16 protein-coding genes are annotated in these 18,038 nt (G+C 62.5%); 8 read left to right on the top strand and 8 right to left on the bottom strand.

All coding sequences use genetic code 11. The features are described 5' to 3' along the window. Positions 1-316: 316 nt before the first annotated feature. Positions 317-2,650, bottom strand: a complete 2,334-nt coding sequence (locus J9314_RS08595) for a Cys-Gln thioester bond-forming surface protein (protein WP_210605328.1) — start codon at positions 2,648-2,650, stop codon at positions 317-319. Positions 2,651-3,438: 788 nt separating this feature from the next. On the opposite strand from J9314_RS08595, the gene J9314_RS08590 reads away from it, so the two are divergent. The 3 genes from J9314_RS08590 (at position 3,439) to J9314_RS08580 (ending at position 5,886) form a co-directional block, all read left to right on the top strand. Further along, positions 3,439-4,155, top strand: a complete 717-nt coding sequence (locus tag J9314_RS08590; protein ID WP_246490694.1) for a DUF5819 family protein — start codon at positions 3,439-3,441, stop codon at positions 4,153-4,155. A gap of 335 nt (positions 4,156-4,490) precedes the next feature. Continuing rightward, a complete protein-coding gene (locus J9314_RS08585; protein ID WP_246490693.1) occupies positions 4,491-5,183 on the top strand; it encodes an HTTM domain-containing protein in 693 nt (230 codons plus the stop codon). A 103-nt stretch (positions 5,184-5,286) separates the two neighbouring features. Further along, on the top strand, positions 5,287-5,886 hold the full coding sequence (locus J9314_RS08580) for a MarR family transcriptional regulator (RefSeq protein WP_210605326.1): 600 nt from the start codon (positions 5,287-5,289) through the stop codon (positions 5,884-5,886). Positions 5,887-5,945: 59 nt separating this feature from the next. On the opposite strand, the gene J9314_RS08575 is transcribed toward J9314_RS08580, so the two are convergent. From J9314_RS08575 to J9314_RS08565, 3 genes are all read right to left on the bottom strand, one after another. Continuing rightward, positions 5,946-7,058, bottom strand: coding sequence for an alcohol dehydrogenase catalytic domain-containing protein (locus J9314_RS08575; protein WP_210605325.1), 1,113 nt, complete (start codon positions 7,056-7,058; stop codon positions 5,946-5,948). 48 nt (positions 7,059-7,106) lie between these two features. After that, the gene (locus J9314_RS08570) at positions 7,107-7,580 is read right to left on the bottom strand and encodes a ribose-5-phosphate isomerase (protein WP_210605324.1); all 474 of its coding nucleotides are present in this window, start codon (positions 7,578-7,580) and stop codon (positions 7,107-7,109) included. 131 nt (positions 7,581-7,711) lie between these two features. Further along, positions 7,712-8,317 (bottom strand): mycothiol-dependent nitroreductase Rv2466c family protein, encoded by a 606-nt coding sequence (locus tag J9314_RS08565; RefSeq protein WP_181275299.1) that lies wholly within the window; start codon positions 8,315-8,317, stop codon positions 7,712-7,714. 204 nt (positions 8,318-8,521) lie between these two features. On the opposite strand from J9314_RS08565, the gene pepN reads away from it, so the two are divergent. The 3 genes from pepN to J9314_RS08550 are packed head-to-tail and all read left to right on the top strand — an operon-like array spanning position 8,522 to position 12,761. Further along, a complete protein-coding gene (gene pepN, locus J9314_RS08560; RefSeq protein WP_210605323.1) occupies positions 8,522-11,176 on the top strand; it encodes an aminopeptidase N in 2,655 nt (884 codons plus the stop codon). Between the two features lie 27 nt (positions 11,177-11,203). Then, positions 11,204-12,373, top strand: coding sequence for a mechanosensitive ion channel family protein (locus J9314_RS08555; protein ID WP_246490692.1), 1,170 nt, complete (start codon positions 11,204-11,206; stop codon positions 12,371-12,373). After that, positions 12,357-12,761: a globin gene (locus J9314_RS08550; RefSeq protein ID WP_181275302.1), complete on the top strand. Its 405-nt coding sequence runs from the start codon at positions 12,357-12,359 to the stop codon at positions 12,759-12,761. Before J9314_RS08555 ends, J9314_RS08550 begins: the two co-directional genes overlap by 17 nt. Positions 12,762-12,877: 116 nt before the next feature. Here J9314_RS08550 and J9314_RS08545 read toward each other — a convergent pair whose 3' ends face one another. Then, positions 12,878-13,546 (bottom strand): DUF8185 domain-containing protein, encoded by a 669-nt coding sequence (locus J9314_RS08545; RefSeq protein WP_210605321.1) that lies wholly within the window; start codon positions 13,544-13,546, stop codon positions 12,878-12,880. Further along, complete coding sequence (locus tag J9314_RS08540; protein WP_246490691.1) at positions 13,543-14,097, bottom strand: acyl-CoA thioesterase; 555 nt, start codon at positions 14,095-14,097, stop codon at positions 13,543-13,545. The genes J9314_RS08545 and J9314_RS08540 overlap by 4 nt, the downstream gene beginning before the upstream one ends. 84 nt (positions 14,098-14,181) lie before the next feature. On the opposite strand from J9314_RS08540, the gene J9314_RS08535 reads away from it, so the two are divergent. Continuing rightward, positions 14,182-15,090 carry an acyl-CoA thioesterase gene (locus tag J9314_RS08535; protein ID WP_181275304.1) on the top strand — a complete coding sequence of 303 codons (909 nt, stop codon included), beginning with the start codon at positions 14,182-14,184 and terminating at the stop codon, positions 15,088-15,090. Then, positions 15,087-15,320, top strand: coding sequence for a hypothetical protein (locus J9314_RS08530; RefSeq protein ID WP_246490690.1), 234 nt, complete (start codon positions 15,087-15,089; stop codon positions 15,318-15,320). Before J9314_RS08535 ends, J9314_RS08530 begins: the two co-directional genes overlap by 4 nt. Before the next feature lie 182 nt (positions 15,321-15,502). Here the strand turns inward: J9314_RS08530 and ettA are convergent, their stop codons facing one another. Both ettA and J9314_RS08520 read right to left on the bottom strand, forming a co-directional pair. Then, positions 15,503-17,185, bottom strand: coding sequence for an energy-dependent translational throttle protein EttA (gene ettA / locus J9314_RS08525; RefSeq protein WP_210605320.1), 1,683 nt, complete (start codon positions 17,183-17,185; stop codon positions 15,503-15,505). A 126-nt stretch (positions 17,186-17,311) separates the two neighbouring features. Beyond that, positions 17,312-18,001 (bottom strand): DUF6993 domain-containing protein, encoded by a 690-nt coding sequence (locus J9314_RS08520; RefSeq protein WP_210605319.1) that lies wholly within the window; start codon positions 17,999-18,001, stop codon positions 17,312-17,314. Between the last annotated feature and the right edge of the window lie 37 nt (positions 18,002-18,038).

Raw genomic sequence — 18,038 nt, 5'->3', positions numbered from 1 at the left:
AGCATCTGCAGCGCAGCACACTCGCACTAGCGACAGCTGACATCGCCGAGTACAGGCCAGAGGGTCGCAACGCAGGTTCAAATCTTGCCATCCCGACAGACTCGGGCCGCTCGGAGAACTACTCCCGAGCGACCCCTTTTTTCGTACGCTACCCCGTCAAAGATGAGGAAGGTTCTCGAACGAACGCTTAACGGCGTTGACGCCGGCCCCCGGCACGAACCTGTCAAGATTCGTGTCCGGGGGCCAGAGCTATTGATTGCCTCTGCACGGACCGTTCAAGACTCCGCGTCCATCTCGGTCACATCCAGTCAGGCGATCAGATATTCATTCGCTTCCACCGCGCGATGACGACCGTTGCGGTACCGGCGGCCAGCAGCATCAGGCTGAGAGCAACCGCCGCAGCGATGCCGTCGGCACCTGTGCGAGGCAGGTCTCCCCCGTTGGAAGACGCGGAGCCATTTGCGTTCGCCGTACCCTGATGTGCTCCGGAGTTGCCAGCATCCGCAGCACCGTTCGAATCAGCCTTGGCAGTCTCGTTCGAGGCAGCGCCGGATGCCTTGTCAGCGTCAGCGTCGTCAGTCGAGTCGGCCTGCTTGTTCGCATCTTCACAACCGTTGGCATCAGCATCGGTGGATGTTGCCGCATCCTTATCCGAACCCGCCTCAGCGTTAGCATTCGTCGACGCCTTGGCATCGTCTACACCGCAACCATCAGCATCATCATTCGAGTCAGCATTGGCCGACTTGTCAGCATCAGCGTCGTCATTCGAGTTAGCCTCAGCCGACTTGTCAGCATCCGCATCATCGTTCGAGGAAGCCTCAGTTGCCTTATCAGCGCCGGCCGCCTTGTCAGCGTCGGCATCATCCTTCGAGTCAGCCTGCTTGTTCGCATCTTCACAGCCGTTGGCATCAGCATCGGTGGATGCTGCCGCATCCTTATCCGAACCCGCCTCAGCATTGGCATTCGTCGACGCCTTGGCGTCGTCTACACCGCAACCATCAGCATCATCATTCGAGTCAGCCTTTTCCGCCTTATCGGCATCGGCATCGTCGTTCGAGGAAGCCTTGGCCGACTCATCAGCATCCGCCTTGGTCGACTTGTCAGCATCGGCGTCGTCATTCGAGTTAGCCTCAGCCGACTTATCAGCGCCGGCCGCCTTGTCAGCGTCGGCATCATCCTTCGAGTCAGCCTGCTTGTTCGCATCTTCACAGCCGTTGGCATCAGCATCGGTGGATGCTGCCGCATCCTTATCCGAACCCGCCTCAGCATTGGCATTCGTCGACGCCTTGGCGTCGTCTACACCGCAACCATCAGCATCATCATTCGAGTCAGCCTTTTCCGCCTTATCGGCATCGGCATCGTCGTTCGAGTCCGCCTTGGCCGACTCATCAGCATCCGCCTTGGTCGACTTGTCAGCATCAGCGTCGTCATTCGACTTAGCCTCAGCCGACTTGTCAGCATCCGCATCATCGTTCGAGGAAGCCTCAGTTGCCTTATCAGCGCCGGCCGCCTTGTCAGCGTCGGCATCATCCTTCGAGCTAGCTTCGGTGTCATCCGACGACTCGTCGTCCGTGGTCACGGTCTGGGCCTCGTCATTGATGTCTTTGTGCTCTCCGATGAGGTTGTCGTCAGACGGGTCATCGGGAGTGTCAGCACCCTTAGTCGAGTCCTCACCAGCAGCATTGACCTCCGACGAGGTCAACGTTTCAAATGCCACTGCGGAGTCAACGGAACTCGTCACGGAGTCGTCTACCGTGATCTCGACATCGACTCGACCGTCTGCTGCCTCAGCGGTGAACGTCTTCGATCCGGAACCGATGACCTTGTTGTCGGCTTTGTTGATGAGTTCGGCAGACAACGTGTAGGTCTTGCCCTTGACGAGGTCGGAGTAGTCGACCGTGTCAATGACCTCAGCACCGCCAATGACCTCGGAGTACTCCTTGGCAAAGTCCGCGCTGGTGCGAACAGACGGTTCTTTCGGGTGGTCCCGGGTGTCAACGATCACCTGAGACTGATCTTCGGCAGCATCGAAGACCTTGCCCGTCAGATCCTTGTCATCACTGTCGGCCTCCGAGAGACCGATGTTGGCATCACCTGTGAGGTACTTGTACACCGCTTCGATCTTGGAGTTCCCCTTAAACGACTCGGGCACAGCTCCGTCCGAATAATGCCAGATGGCGAGCTGGGTCGCCTGAGCGGCTTCCACATTGCTCAGGCCATTGGCGCCCGCGTTCTGCGCCAACTCCGCTAGTGCGACCTTAGGAAATGAGTTGTGCACGATCCAGTTGATGTGTTCCAAGTTCTCAACAGACGGCTTCGTCTGCTCGCCGTCTTCATGGTACATAGACCAGGTCGAGACGATTCCTTTGTTCCCCTCTTCTGCGGAACCCTTTGTCAGCTCAATGCAGTATGCGTAGACTCCGGGTCCATAAGGCCCGTTGGTGTTGTCGGCTGGGCCAATCTGCGCGAGACCTGACACGCCGTTCCCTCCGAGCCCAGGATCGATGAAGGTCCATCGGTAGCCGCCGGTGAGGTAAAGACCATTGACCTCTGCCTTGTCACCGACCTTATCTGGCGTGCCTCCGGCTGCGTTCACAGGAGAGGTCGCCATGGCGAACGTTGCCATGATGGCCACCAGGAATGCCGTCACTATTCCAACAGGAGCTCGCCAGCCACTCTTCGGCTCTGACAGCCATCTCCGTAGGCCGACAGTTGGCGGTCGTTGGTTCATATTCGTTTGTCCTCTCGATTTTTCAGAACGTACTCGAGTGTTTCTCACGGCAGCCGAACACTTTCCTGAGTTCGGGCGATGATGTCCGTGCAACAGGTCAGCATGACTAGGTGTTGAAACCTTCCTAGGCAGGGGAACTGTCTGACCAAATAGAAATATTCGCACAGTCGATAACCCCGGTCAATCAGTTAGTGGTGATACTCGCCACGACCTCAGTTGTTGATAGTCAAATTGGCGTTGACTTTTCGTTATTTGATTAATTGTTGAACCGAAAGACAGGTACCGCAAGTAATTGAAGGCGAGGGCTAGGTCTATCGGAGTCACCGCTCTGACGCCCGCCAATCGGCCGACCTAGATAGCGGCCCGCCGCTGATTCTCGCCCATGAAAACGCGCTTCCACAATAGATTCGAAACGAACCAGCAGGCAAACGGTCGCTCGTCCGAAACGACAGTCAGAGCCATTTTTTCTTAGTTAAATATTTGATTGACGCCACACTGTTTAAATTTTTAATTCGCGACCCGCCCTCTTCAAAATATCTCGAAGAATTCAGTCACATCGACGATGCTATACAGTCAGATCATCGCCGTAGTTGATCGCGCTCTTTAGAGCAGAACCACGACCAGGGGTCCGTTAAATGCAGCACATTCCACGCGAGGCAGCGCCTCGATCCAGCTCATGGATCAGACGAGCGCTGATAGCTATAGCCATGTGTATTACAGCTTTCCACCTCTTCGCGACATTCCTGTGGATCGCTCCGTCCTCGTCACTGCGCGAGGTGCTGCCTGGCGAGCTGCTCTCGAAGTACATGATCCCGCTGTGGGGACAGTCATGGAGCGTGTTCGCCCCCGAGCCAATCAATGGCGACTACTACTTCGATGTGCGTGCGGTCGTCGCCACCGATGATGGAGAACAGATCACGAGGTGGGTGCGAGCCACCGACGCCGAACTCGACCATGCGACGTACAAGCCGTTCCCACCGCGTTCGGCCGGACTGGCAGTCAGCGTCGCCTCAGATCTCAAAGGGGCTTGGGATGGCCTGTCCGACGATCAGAAAGCGGTCGTCCGGCTCAACTACTTCAAGGGAGATGACTCAGCGGACCGGCTGAAGTCCAAATTGAGCGAGGACAGCGACGGAGGTGGTTCCGTCCCCGGGTACCTGAAGAAGGAACGTGTCGCCACAGCGTATGCAACCCAGGTTGCGAAGGCCATGTGGGGCGAGAAGGTACAACGAGTTCAGTACCAGGCGGCCAGACAGAATGTGGTGCCGTTCTCCGAACGCAACGATAAGAGTGCCGAACGACCGAAGATCCGGACAGTGCCCATAGGATGGCGCGCACTGGTCACCGAGAATCATCAGTCGGAGGAGGAGTTCGCCACGTACTTCTGCTCCTCGAACGAAGTGAGGTGCGCCGGTGAGCAGTGAGGAGGAACAGACTGGGACCGCCCCGATCACCGCACAGGTACGTATTGCAGCGGCCAGAGGCTGGACCCGGCTCGAAAATCTGCTCACCGGCCGTTATCACGCGATGTACGGATTGGCGGTCACTCGGATCCTCGTCGGCCTGACAGGGTTGGGGATCATCCTCACGAACTTCCATGCACGACACTACGCGTTCGGCGTCGGTGCGGCCTGGAACGGCGAGATCGCCGAACCCAAGAGCGACTTCCCGAACATCTGGCTCTTCTCCCTCTTCCACCGTGCCGTGACGACTCCAACCCTATTCACCGCAATGATGATCGGCCTGGCAGTCCTCGCCGTTGTCGTGGCACACGCGGATCGTCCTCCCGTTCTACCTCGTACTGTGGGTGAGCTTCATCGAACTCAACGACAGCGCGGGAGACCAAGGGGACAACGCCTACCGAATGTTCCTCATCGCGCTGCTGTTCGCGGACACGACCAGGCGATGGTCTTTGGATGCACGACGCCGTGCCCGCAGGAATGAAGCTCACGACACAGACGGGGGCTCGTGGCGCTGGATGCTCATCCTGGCGAACAACCTCGCCATCGTCGTGCTCGCCTTCCAAGTGTGCGCGATCTACATGTCCGGCGGCCTCTACAAGGCAGGGGGTGCCGCGTGGCAGCACGGGTACGCCGTCTACAACCCTCTGCACACACAGCAGTTCGGCACGTGGCCGGTGCTCTCAGACGTCGTGACCACATGGGGTCCTATGGTCGTCATGATCTCGTGGGGGTCTGTGCTCTTCCAGTGTGCTTTTCCATTCCTCCTGCTCAACAGGTATACGAGAATGGTGGGCCTGGTCGGGATTCTGTCGTTCCACCTGGGCATCGCTCTGCTCATGGGGCTGCCGTGGTTTTCCCTGACGATGATCGCCGTAGATGCGATCTTCATCCGCGATCACACCTTCGACCGCATACGCACATATCTCGCGCGCAGGCGCGCAGAGACCATGCGGCCGACGCGCGAATCAGACCCCTCAGTCGCGGCATAAGCAAAATGGCGCATACGTGGCCCATCGACGTCACGAGACCGAGCAGGCGTCAGACCCTATAGGGGAACCCTGCAGCCCGTGCGTCGGATGGCGATTCTGTATATTGTTGTCCTATCAACAAATCAATTTTCGAAGGAGACTGGCGGTGGAGATCAGAGACCGAGTAGATGGAATGCTGGAGAATTTCGAAGCCGAGAAACTATTCATGCACAGTTCCGGAATAGCCGTGATGTATCGCCTGTGTCGGGCCGTCTCCGTGTTCGAGAAGGCACAGATGCAGAAGTATGACCACGCCAAACACGCCCTGGAAGAGGCAGAGCTGTTGGCGCTCCTGCTGCTGAACGGTGCGGACCACCAGATGACCCCGAAGCAGCTCGCCGAGACGATGTACGTTTCGCCTGCGAACATGACTGCGAAGCTCACAAGGCTGGAACAGGCCGGGCTCATCAGACGTGAACGAAACCATGTGGACCGCCGCAGTGTCGGTGTGACACTGACTGATGCCGGTACTGCGATGGCGAAGGTGCGCATCCACGAGATGAACTCGGCCGCCGGAGATGTCCTGGAGGCGATCAATCCCGAGTGCGTCGAAGCTTTGTCGAGCTCCTTGCGCAGCCTGCTGGTCGCCCACAACGATGTCATCCCATCGGACTCGGACTCTGCCGGAGAGTCCGAATCATCCCAGCTGCGTGAAGTGGGCTGAGGCTCACACCTTCAGTGTGGGGCAAGAGAAGACAGTGAGGTCACCACGTGGTTCGAAGCTCAGGCCTCGAAGTCGATGATCTGCCGCACGACCCGGCCGTCCGAAAGGGCGTCGAAGGCCGAATTGAGATCACTCAGGCCGATGGTGTCTGAGATCAGCTCCTCGACCGGCAGCTTGCCCTCCCGCCACAGGTCGGCGTAGACGGGAATGTCCCGGCTCGGCACCGCTGAACCGAGATAGGAGCCGATGACCGTGCGCGCCTCAGCCGTCAGCGTCACCGGCGTGATGCACGACTGCGCATCCGGGGCAGGCAGACCCACCGTCACCGTCGTCCCACCCACGGCCGTCGCTGCGAACGCGGTCTCGAATGCCCGGGCATGACCGACGCATTCGATGACGATCGGAGCCTTCCGGTCTCCGAGCTGCTCCGGGGTGTAGACCTCGACGGCCCCGAGTTCCTTCGCACGCACAAGTTTGTCCGGGTTCGCGTCGACCCCGATGACTCCCGCGGAGTCAATCGACAGCGCCGTGATGAGCGCGGCCATTCCGACACCGCCGAGGCCGACGATCATCACCTCGTCATCGGGACCGGGGCGACCGGCGTTGAGCACCGCTCCCCCGCCGGTGAGCACCGCGCAGCCGAGCACCGCGGCGATCGGCGCTGGAACGTCATCGTCGATCGGCACGACCGAGGCACGGTTGAGCACCGCATGGGTGGCGAACACGGACGCGCCGAGGTGGTGGAGCACCTCGGTGCCGATGTGATCGTGCAGACGCACCTTGTGCCCGTCGAAGGGCAGGGTCCCCGCGCCGTTCGTCGCGCTGCCCGGAGTGCACGGGAGTTTGCCGTCAGTGCGGCAGTTCGCACATTCCCCACACCGGGGCAGGAACACTGTGACGACCTGCTGTCCGACCTCGAGGTCGTCCACACCCTCCCCGAGTGCCTCGACCACGCCGGCACCTTCGTGGCCGAGCAGCATCGGCAGGGGCCGGGGCCGATTGCCGTCGACGACGGAGAGGTCCGAGTGGCAGACTCCGGCCGCGCGCATCCGGATGAGCACCTCGCCGGGACCGGGTTCGTCGAGCTCGAGGTCCTCGATCGTCATCGGCTGCGAGGTTGCGAACGGACGCGGCCGTTCCATCTCACGCAGCACTGCGCCTCTGATCTTCACAGCAGTCCTCTTCTCGCCGCGCTTCCCATCCTCATCGCGTCCCGCCAGTCACAGAGCCTCTCGGCCCTGCTCCTCGTAGTCGCCCATGATCTTGATGCGGCGTTCGTGGCGGTCATCGCCGGAGAACGGTTCGGCCAGGAAGGCGTCGATGATCGCGATCGCCTCGTCTTCGGGGTGCTGGCGGGCACCGACCGCGACGATCTGCGCGTCGTTGTGCTGACGGGCCAGCTTCGAGATCTCCGGGTTCCAGGCCAGGGCGGTGCGCGCACCCTTGACCAGATTGGCCGCCATCTGCTCCCCGTTGCCCGATCCGCCGATCACGACTCCGAGGGCGTCGACTCCCGCGGCCTGATCATCGACGACGGCCTGGGCCGCGGCGATGCAGAAGGCCGGGTAGTCATCGAGGGCGTCGTATGCGAGGGCGCCGTGGTCGACGACGTCGTACCCTGCCTCGGTGAGGTGGGTTTTGAGGACCTCTTTGAAATCGAATCCTGCATGGTCGGTGCCGAGGTGAACCTTCATCTGTGTGCCTTTCACATTTCGCTGTGGATCGTTCGTAATCTGTGGCCAGCCGAGCGGTCATCGCGTGTCGGGAGCGGGTGGTGCTGGTCGAGTGCTCGAGTGCGGGCACTCACATGAGCGGGGTGCGAACCTCAGTCGAAGTTCGGTCCCTGGTCGCGTGTGCGCTTGAGCTCGAAGAAGCCGGGCGTCGAGGCGACGGCGAGGACACCGTCGAAGAGGCGGCCCGCGTCCTCACCCTTCGGTGCCGGAGTCACGACGGGTCCGAAGAACGCGGTGCCCGCAACGCGGCAGATCGGGGTTCCGACGTCGTCGCCGACAAGCGACAGGGCTTCGTCGTGGGAAGCCTGAAGCGCCGCGTCGTAGTCGTCGCTCTCACCGTACTTCATGAGATCCGCCGGCAGCCCCACCTCGGCGAGGGCCTCGGAGACGGCCTTCTCGAAGTCCTTCTCTCCGTCCGGGTGAATGCGGGTGCCGATGGCGGTGTAGAGCGGTTCGGCCACCTCGTCGCCGTGTTCGGCGATGGCGGCGGTGACGATCCGCATCGGAGCCAGCGCACGATTCATCAGCTCGCGGTAGTCATCGGGAATGTCCTTGTCGCGGTTGAGGAAGTTGAGGCTCATCGGCCGGAACTTCACCTCGACGTCGCGCACCTTGGCCACTTCGAGCCCCCAGCGGGAGGTCATCCAAGCCCACGGGCATGCAGTGTCGAACCACAGATCGAGTGTTTCCTTGCTCACTGTCTCTCCTCATTCTCGGGTTGTGCACGTGCCGCGGAGGGCACCCGCTGTTCCGATGCTCAATCTACCAACAAGGGCCGAACGCACCGAAAGCGGTCGGATCGCGGTCGAGTCATGCCGTGAAGAGGAATTCGACCGCTGTGTCGGTCGTTCATGAAAGAATGGCCGAGTACACCCGGTTCCCGAAGCGAAGGTCACCTCACTGTGCCGCAATACAACCTCACCCGCGACGAAGCACGCGAACGGTCCACCCTGGTGGACGTCTCGAGCTACGAGCACACCCTGATCCTCACGGGAGAGGGTGAGAGCTTCCGCGTGCGCTCGCGGATCCGGTTCACCGCCGCACCGGAGTCAACGACCTTCATCGACGCCATCACCGCCAGCGTCGAACGCGTGCGCCTCAACGGTCTCGACCTCGAACTCGCCGAGGTGGTCTCCCCCGCCCGCATCAGCCTTCCCGGTCTCGCCGCCGAGAACGAGCTCATCATCGACGCGCACTTCTCGTATATGAACACCGGGGAGGGACTCCACCGCTTCGTCGATCCGGTCGATGACGAGGTCTATCTCTATTCGCAGTTCGAGGTGCCCGACGCCCGGCGTGTGTTCCCCGTCTTCGAACAGCCGGACATCAAGTCCCCTTTCTCCTTCACAGTCGTCGCCCCCGAGAAGTGGACAGTCGTCTCCAACTCACCCACGCCGACGCCGGGTGACCCGAGCGAGACGTTCACCGACCTCGGCGAAGCGACGATCGAAGGAATGGCGGTCTGGCAGTTCGCGCCCACGACGCCGATCTCGTCCTATATCACCGCGATCATCGCCGGTCCCTACCGGTCGGTCCATTCGGAACTGATCTCTTCGGACGGATCTCCTGTCCCCCTCGGCCTGTACTGCCGATCCTCACTGTTCGACTACCTCGACGCTGACAACCTCTTCGGTGTCACGAAGGCCGGCTTCGAATTCTTCGAACGCGAGTTCGGAGTCTCCTATCCCTTCGAGAAATACGATCAGCTCTTCGTCCCGGAATTCAACGCCGGTGCGATGGAGAACGCGGGTGCCGTGACGATCCTCGAGAACTATGTGTTCCGGTCCCGTCCGACCGAAGCACTCATCGAGCGTCGAACCGTCACCGTCCTCCACGAACTCGCCCACATGTGGTTCGGCGACCTCGTGACCATGCGCTGGTGGAACGACCTCTGGCTCAATGAGTCCTTCGCCGAGTTCATGTCGACGCTGGCTACCGCGGAGGCGACGAAGTTCGCCGATGCGTGGACGACCTTCGCCACGATCGAGAAGTCCTGGGCCTACCGCCAGGATCAGCTGCCGAGTACCCATCCGATCGTTGCCCCGATCGAGGATCTCGCCGATGTCGAGGTCAACTTCGATGGAATCACCTACGCCAAGGGCGCCTCGGTGCTCAAGCAGCTCGTGGCCTGGGTCGGACGGGAGGAGTTCTTCACCGGGCTCAAGCGCTATTTCGACAAGCATTCATGGTCGAACACGGAGCTTGCCGATCTGCTCGATGAGCTCGCCGCCACCTCGGGCCGCGATCTGACCAGCTGGTCGAAGCTGTGGCTCGAGGAGTCCGGGATCAATCTCATCGAAGCCGACCTCAAGACGACGGGCGAAGCCGACGCCGAGGTGGTCGAAAGTCTGCGAGTCACGCAAGCTCCGTGGTCGCTCGACGGTCAGCCGACTCCGTCGTTGCGTCCGCATCGCCTGGCGATCGGCTTCTACTCCGATTCCGGAGACGGACGGCTCACCCGCACTCACTCGTTCCCCATCGACATCGACTCCGCTGCCGTCACCGTCGACGAGGCGCGGGGACTGCCCCGCCCGGACGTCATCGTCGTCAACGATGCCGATCTCAGCTACGCCAAGGTGAGGTTCGACGATCGCAGCATGGCCACCGCTGCCCGCCGGCTGAGCGACTTCGATGATTCGCTCACCCAGCTGCTCGTGCTCGCTGCCCTGTGGGACGAGGTCCGCGACGGTCAGCGTCCGGTCCAGGACTACCTCGACACCGTCATCACCCATCTGGGTGCGATCACGCACTCCTCGGGTCTACTCACCCAGATGCGTCAGCTCGACACCGCGGTCTCGTCCTACCTGCCTCCCGAGCAGCGCAAGGCCGTGCATGCCCGACTCGCCGACCGGTTCATCGAGCTGCTGGGAACCATCGAGGAGGGCACTGATCAGGCCTTCCAATTCGTCCGCGGGTTCATCAGGCACGCTGTCACCGAGGAGCAGCTGGAGCGCCTGAAATCATGGTTCGATCCCGCATGCGAAGCCGTCTCCGGGATCGCCCTCGACACCGATCTCACCTGGGAGATCCTCATCGGCCTGTGTGCCAACGACGCCGTCGACGATTCGGCCGTTCAGGAGATGAGCCGACGCGATCCCACCGCCACCGGCGCCCGACAGGCCGCGACCGCACGAGCCTCCCGCCTCACCTCGGCGGCGAAGTCCGAGACCTTCACCCGCCTCGTCGACGATGTGGATCTGCCGAATTCCGAACTCGGGGCACTGGCTCTCGGCTTCGGCACCGGGCTGCAGCGACCCGATGGTGAGATCATCACTGCACAGGAGCCGCTGCGGCCGTTCGCCGATGAGTACTTCGACCGCGTCGCGGGCTGGTGGGAGACCAGAACCCTCGAGACCGCGCAGACCTTGACTCTGCGCCTGTTCCCACCGGTGAGTTCCGTCACGGTCTCATCCGCCCGACAGTGGCTGGCCGATCATCCCGCGGCGTCGAAGGGCCTGCTGAGGCTGATGAGGGAGAACCTCGCCGAGGTCGAACGGGCGCTGGAGGTTCAGCGTGTGTCCAGCGCTTCCAAGGGATCATTGAACCTCGAGGGCTAGTCTCGAGAAATCATGACTTCTCACGCAATGGAAAACACTGTTCAAGCCGCAAGTGACTTCGATTGGTCGTTCCTCCTCGGTGCTCCGCTGCAGATCACGGTCATCGTCATCATGGCCTTCGTCGTCAATCTCATCGTCCGGTACTTCATCCGCCGGTTCACCACCGCGGTCGCCAAAGGCACGGTCGGCAGTGAGAAGGCCGAAGGTGCTGGGCTGACGAAGTTCTCGTCTGCCGCGCTCGAAGCGCAGCGGACGGGGATCGACCAGCAGACGATCAAGGAACGGCGTGCGCAGCGGGCCAAGACCGTGGGTCGCATGCTGTCCTCGGTGACGACGATCCTCATCAGCGTCATCGCCGCGCTGATGATCCTCGACGCGCTGAGCTTCAATATCGCGCCGATCCTCGCATCTGCCGGTATCGCCGGTGTCGCCATCGCCTTCGGTGCGCAGGAGCTCGTCCGTGACTACCTGTCCGGTTTCTTCATCGTCATCGAGGATCAGTACGGAATCGGCGACACCGTCGATCTGGGCGAAGCCGTCGGCGAGGTCGAGGACGTCGGACTGCGCCGGACCCAGGTCCGTGACCTCACCGGCACCCTGTGGCATGTGCGCAACGGCGAGATCTTGCGCGTGGGCAACCTCTCCCAGGGCTGGGCCCGCGCCGTTCTCGACATCCCCATCGACTACCGAACTTCGATGGATGACTACCGCGAGATGACCGCGGACGTCACCCGCACCCTGAAGAAGGATCCCGAGATCGCCCGAGCCATGCTCGAGAATCCAGAGATCGCCGGTGTGCAGTCCCTGTCCGGGTCGTACCGGGTCATCCGCACGATGGTCAAGACGAAGCCGAACCAGCAGTGGATGGTCGAACGTGCCTTCCGCGCCGAGCTCATGACGGAGCTGGCCAAGCGAGGAGGGCAGATCGGAATGGTCCAGGAGACCGTTCTGCGCACGCTGCCGGGCACGGATGAGAAATCCTCCGAGGAGAACTCCTCAGCAGAGAGTTCCGTGACCGGGTCCGTCGTCACCACCTCCGTCCGGGACGAGCACGGGCGGGACGAGCGTCGGGGACAGAAGTCCTCGGCCAGTCGCAGCAGCGAATCCCCCTCCCCGCTGCCCAGCGAGCAGGAGATCCGCGCCGGCGCACAGGAGGACTCACCGAGCGAAGGGTCGAACGATGACGCAGACGAGTGACGATTCGATCTTCGCGGCCGTCGGCGGCCATGAGACGTTCACCCGCCTCGTCGATGTCTTCTATGAGCATGTCGACGAGGATGCGCAGCTCATTGCGATGTACCCGGACGGGCACGAACTCACCGGGGCGAAGCACCGCCTGCAGACCTTTCTCGAGCAGTACTTCGGCGGACCGTCGACCTATCAGGAACAGCGCGGACATCCTCGCCTGCGGATGCGTCACTTCGATTACCCCATCGACTTCGACGCGCGGGACCGCTGGCTGCGATGCATGCGCGCAGCCCTCGACGACGTCGCCCTGCCTCCGCTCTACGACGAGATGTTCTGGGACTACTTCCAACGGGCGGCGACCGCGATGGTCAATTCCGCGAATCCCAACATCCGCTGATCAGGTGCGCGTGTGCCGCGCGCTGATAGCGCCGGATGATCGCGACCGTCGAACGGCCGGTCCGCAGGCTGGGCATTGTGCCCAGGCGATGCGGCGACTTCATGCGAGGCAGTGTCTCATACGCGGGCGCGGGTGAGCAGATGGCCTCCCGGTGCGGCGATGCGCAGCCAGCCCGAGGACTCCATCACGCTCAGCTTCCTGTCATCGTCGCGCCCGGCATTCGGGATGAAGCGCAGCGCGGCGGCAGCGAACGCCAGACCGCCGGGCAGTCCGGTACCGGCGGCACCCTTCATCTCGCGTGACCACACCCGGGAGCGCAGTGCTTTGACAGCGTGACCTCCCGAACCCTGGGGCGCACCGGCGCTGATCTCTTCGATCCCCTCGGCCGCGGCGGCATGAAGGTCGCCTACCGTGATCGTGTCGCGCATCTGCCATCCGGTGCGCGGTGGTGCGATGCCGGTCCAGGACACGAGCACCGAATTCGGAGGCACCGGCAGCGAGGTGCCGTTCTCCTCCCGGGCGAAGCGGTCGAGCAGGTTGGACAGCGGCACCGCCTCGTCGAGCCCGTCGAGTTCGGATCCGCGCAGCCGCAGCATCCGCATGCCGAGGACGAGCGGGGTCGGGTCGCCGATCCCATGCGGGAACAGCGGTGCGACCGAGGCCGCCAGGACGTCGGAGAAGACCTGCAGGCGCATCACCCCGTCGGAATCGGCCCTGTGGGCCAGCGAGGTGAAGGCGGACAGGTCGCGCATGGCCAGCGGGTCGGCGATTTCGAGCACACTCACCGGCGCGCCCTCCGCAGCGGTACCTTGCCGCCGAGCACGGAGTCCATGGCTTCGGTCTCTGCTGCGCTCAGCCGCCGCGGTCGGCCCGAGGCCTTGTCGATGAAGACGACGACCGTTTCGGCGACCGTATACGCGCGGGTGCCGTCGGGTTCGCAGATGACATAGCCGACCGTCACCGAAGCCGGGCTGACATCGCTGATGACGAGATCGACTGCGATGGGGCCGGACCGGTACGGAATCGGAGCACGATATTCGATCGCATGAGAGGCCACGAGCAGTTCGGTCGTCGCCGAGGCTGCCGCAAAGACGGCGGGAATCTCCACCCCGCTGATGGTCGCGGCGATTCCGAAGTGACCGGGTGTGGTCGGGGCGTCCGTGCTGTGCGTCGGGGACCCGAGGACCCGCACTCGGGCCTCTTCGAGCAGCCGCAGCTGGGTGACGTTGTTGACGTGCCCGTAGACGTCCATATCACCCCATCTCAGCTCCAGCAGTACGCGGGTGAAGTCGTCGAGAAGGGGGTCGGTGGCGCCTGAGTGCATGCGTCCCATCATGCCACCTTCCGCCCGGTGGTGTCGCACGCGATAGGATCGTGAACTGAACGCACGATCGGCACCGCCGTCCGAGGGAGAGAACCTATGACCGAAGAAGCATCCACCGAGGCTGAGGCGAATGTTGCACGATTGCACGAGATCCTCGACCTGCGGCGGCTCGACTTCACCGCGGCTTCGAGCGAGTCGGACTTCTTCATCGGCCACAGCCAGTACAAGCCGGACGGACGGGTCTATGGCGGTCAGGTGCTTGCGCAGTGCGTCGTCGCCGCTGCCGCAACTCTCCCCGAGGATCGGCTGATCCATTCCCTGCATGGGTATTTCCTCCGCGCCGGCGACGTCAGTGAGCCGATCGAGTTCGGCGTCGAGCGTCTGCGCGACGGTCGCTCTTTCTCCGCCCGCCGAGTGCATGCCTATCAGAAGGGGGCGCCGATCCTCTCCCTCATCGCCTCTTTCCAGGACGAACAGCCGGGCCTCGAACACTCCGAGGAGATGCCGACCGGACTGCCGGCCCCTGAGGACTGTCCCGAGGTGCTCGACCTCATCGGCGACGATGATTCCCCGGTGACAACGGAATGGCTGGCCAAACGCCCCTTCGAGATCCGGCCCGTCGAGACCTCCCTGCACGCCCCGCAGACCACAGCAGCCGCGTCTCGGGAGCAGCATTCCTGGATCCGCACCAGCGCACCGTTCGGTGACGACCCGGTGCTCAATGCCGCCGCTTTGGCCTATGCCAGCGATTTCAACCTGCTCGAGCCCGTGCTTCTGCACCACGATCTCACCTGGCGGACTCCTGGCCTGCGGGTGGCCAGCCTCGATCACGCGATGTGGTGGCACAGGCGAGTCCGCGTCGACGAGTGGATGCTCTACGTGCAGGAGTCCCCAGCATCACAGGGTGGTCGAGGACTCGGCTATGGACGCATCTTCTCCCAGGACGGAACTCTGCTCGCCACCGTGGCCCAGGAGGGTATGGTCCGGGTCAAGGAGTCCCGATGAGCGACGACACGACGATGATGGACATCATCGGCACCATCCTCCTTCGACTCGTCACTGTGGCGCTATTCATCGTCATTGCGATCCTCGCGCTGCTGTTCTTGCGGTCGAACACTGACCTGCACGTGGGCCTCATCGCCGTCCTGGCCATCGTGGTGGGCGTCGTCGGTGCGCTGCTCCTCCGGCTGCTCTTCACCGGCCTGTCGCGCCTCGGGCGCACGAGCGATCACTGAACTCCGTAGAACGCACGCTCACCGAACGCCGTCGGCTGCCGGTGCGGACCACCCGCAGAGTCGCTGACGCCGTGTGGGCGAACCGCGGTTGAGGAAAGAGCGTCGTCGTCCTCGGCAGCGACACAGCGATGCCCCGGTCCTGGTGACCGGGGCATCGCTGTGTCTGGCTCTGCGGCAGCGCATCAGTCGCGGGTGAGGCGACGATGCGTGACGCGGTGCGGCCTGGCCGCATCCTCGCCGAGGCGCTCGACCTTGTTCTTCTCATAGGCTTCGAAGTTGCCTTCGAACCAGTACCAGGCGGCCGGGTTCTCTTCCGTGCCTTCCCACGCGAGGATGTGGGTAGCGACTCGGTCGAGGAACCACCGGTCGTGAGAGACGACCACGGCACAGCCGGGGAATTCGAGCAGAGCGTTCTCCAGCGACCCGAGCGTTTCGACGTCGAGGTCGTTCGTCGGCTCGTCGAGCAGCAGCAGGTTGCCGCCCTGTTTGAGCGTCAGAGCGAGGTTGAGTCGATTGCGTTCACCGCCGGAGAGGACTCCGGCCTTCTTCTGCTGGTCCGGGCCTTTGAAACCGAACGCCGAGACGTACGCACGCGAAGGCATCTCTACCGAGCCGACCTGGATGAAATCGAGTCCGTCGGAGACGACCTCCCACAGCGTCTTATCCGGGTCGATGCCGCCGCGGGACTGGTCGACATAGGAGATCTTCACGGTCTCGCCGATCTTGAGGTCTCCCCCGTCGAGTTCTTCGAGGCCGACGATCGTCTTGAACAGGGTCGACTTGCCGACGCCGTTGGGTCCGATGACACCGACGATGCCGTTGCGCGGCAGTGAGAAGCTCAGACCGTCGATGAGCTGACGTCCGTCGAACCCCTTCTCGATCTTGTCCGCTTCGATGACGACATCGCCGAGGCGAGGCCCGGCCGGGATCTGAATCTCTTCGAAATCGAGCTTCTTGGTCTTCTCGGCTTCGGCGGCCATCTCCTCATAGCGGGCCAGACGAGCCTTCGACTTCGTCTGCTTCGCCTTCGGGTTCGACCGTACCCATTCGAGTTCGTCCTTGAGGCGCTTGGCCAGCTTCGCGTCCTTCTTACCCTGGACCTGGAGCCGCTCGCGCTTCTTCTCAAGATAGGTGGAGTAGTTGCCTTCGTAGGGGTAGAGGTGACCGCGGTCGACCTCGGCGATCCATTCGGCGACGTGGTCGAGGAAGTACCTGTCGTGCGTGATGGCGATGACGGCACCGGGGTAGGACGTGAGGTGCTGCTCGAGCCACAGCACCGACTCCGCGTCGAGGTGGTTCGTCGGTTCGTCGAGGAGCAGCAGGTCCGGCTTCTCCAGCAGCAGCTTGCACAGCGCCACGCGACGACGCTCACCGCCGGAGAGCACCGAGACATCGGCATCCGGCGGCGGGCAGCGCAGAGCATCCATCGCCTGTTCGAGCTGGGAATCGAGATCCCACGCATCGGCGGCGTCGATGGCTTCCTGCAGCTTGCCCATCTCTTCCATCAGTGCATCGAAGTCCGCATCGGGATCCGACATCTCCTCGGAGATCGCATTGAAGCGGTCGACCTTCGCCTTGATCTCGCCGACGCCCTCCTGGACATTGCCGAGGACGGTCTTCTCTTCGTTCAGCGGGGGTTCCTGCATGAGGATGCCCACACTGTAACCGGGGCTGAGCCGAGCCTCACCATTCGATGGCTGCTCCAGGCCCGCCATGATCTTGAGGATCGTTGATTTGCCGGCGCCGTTGGGGCCGACCATACCGATCTTCGCTCCGGGATAGAACGACATCGATACATCGTCGAGGATGACTTTGTCACCGTGCGCCTTACGCGCCTTATGCATGGTGTAGATGAATTCGGCCATAGTGGTCTCAGGCTATCGTTTTGGCACACCCCAGCGCGAATTGACGATCGCTTGAAGGCCGGCGCTCACCGCGACTCCGCGGAGGTACCGCTGTCAGTCAAAAGAACTGAGAGCTCCAGTGGATGCTCATCCGCCGCCCAGCGACGGGGCCTCACCGTCGCTGTCGCCGCCCTCTGCCGACCCAGAGGAGGAACCGCCGCCCTCCGCCGAGCTCTGAGATCCTGTCGATCCCTCAGAACCCGTTCCGCCGTCGGATCCCGACGAGTCGTCGCTGGGCTGGGGAGACTCCGTCGGACCATCATCTCCGTTGATGTCTTCGCCCGGCAGGTGCCCGGCGCCGTTCGAGTCGCCGTCTTCGTCGCGCTTCTCCCCCTTGGGCGCCTTGACGCCTTCGGGCCTGTCGACCTCGCCGAACAGGCAGGAGCCCGTCGACTCCGTGGGCTGCATGAGTTCAGCGGTGGCTTTGCCGGCACGGATCTCCCCGATGACGCAGCCTTTGTCAGTCTTGACACCGAACATCTTCGACGGCACGTCATTTCCGAGAGGCGACTCGTCGAGTGTCGCTTCGAGCTGCTCGGGCTTGTACCCGGCATCGAGCATGGTGGTGAAGAACTTCTTCGTCGACGGCACCGAATCCTTGTCACCGTCACCGGTGATCGGCTTGACGGCCTTGAGCACCTTATCCACTTCAGCGACCGGTGTCGGATGGGTCTTCTTCGGTTCCGGCTGAGAATCATCTGAGCCGAAGCCCAACAGAGAGCAGCCTGACAGTGCCAGTGTCAGTGCTGCGGCACCCAGCACAGGAACGAGACGCATCTGAGACCTCGGCGGGAGGGGACGATTGACAGTCTCA

Source organism: Brevibacterium oceani (assembly GCF_017948325.1).
Classification (GTDB): domain Bacteria; phylum Actinomycetota; class Actinomycetes; order Actinomycetales; family Brevibacteriaceae; genus Brevibacterium; species Brevibacterium oceani.
This window is presented reverse-complemented; position numbering and strand designations above follow the sequence as displayed.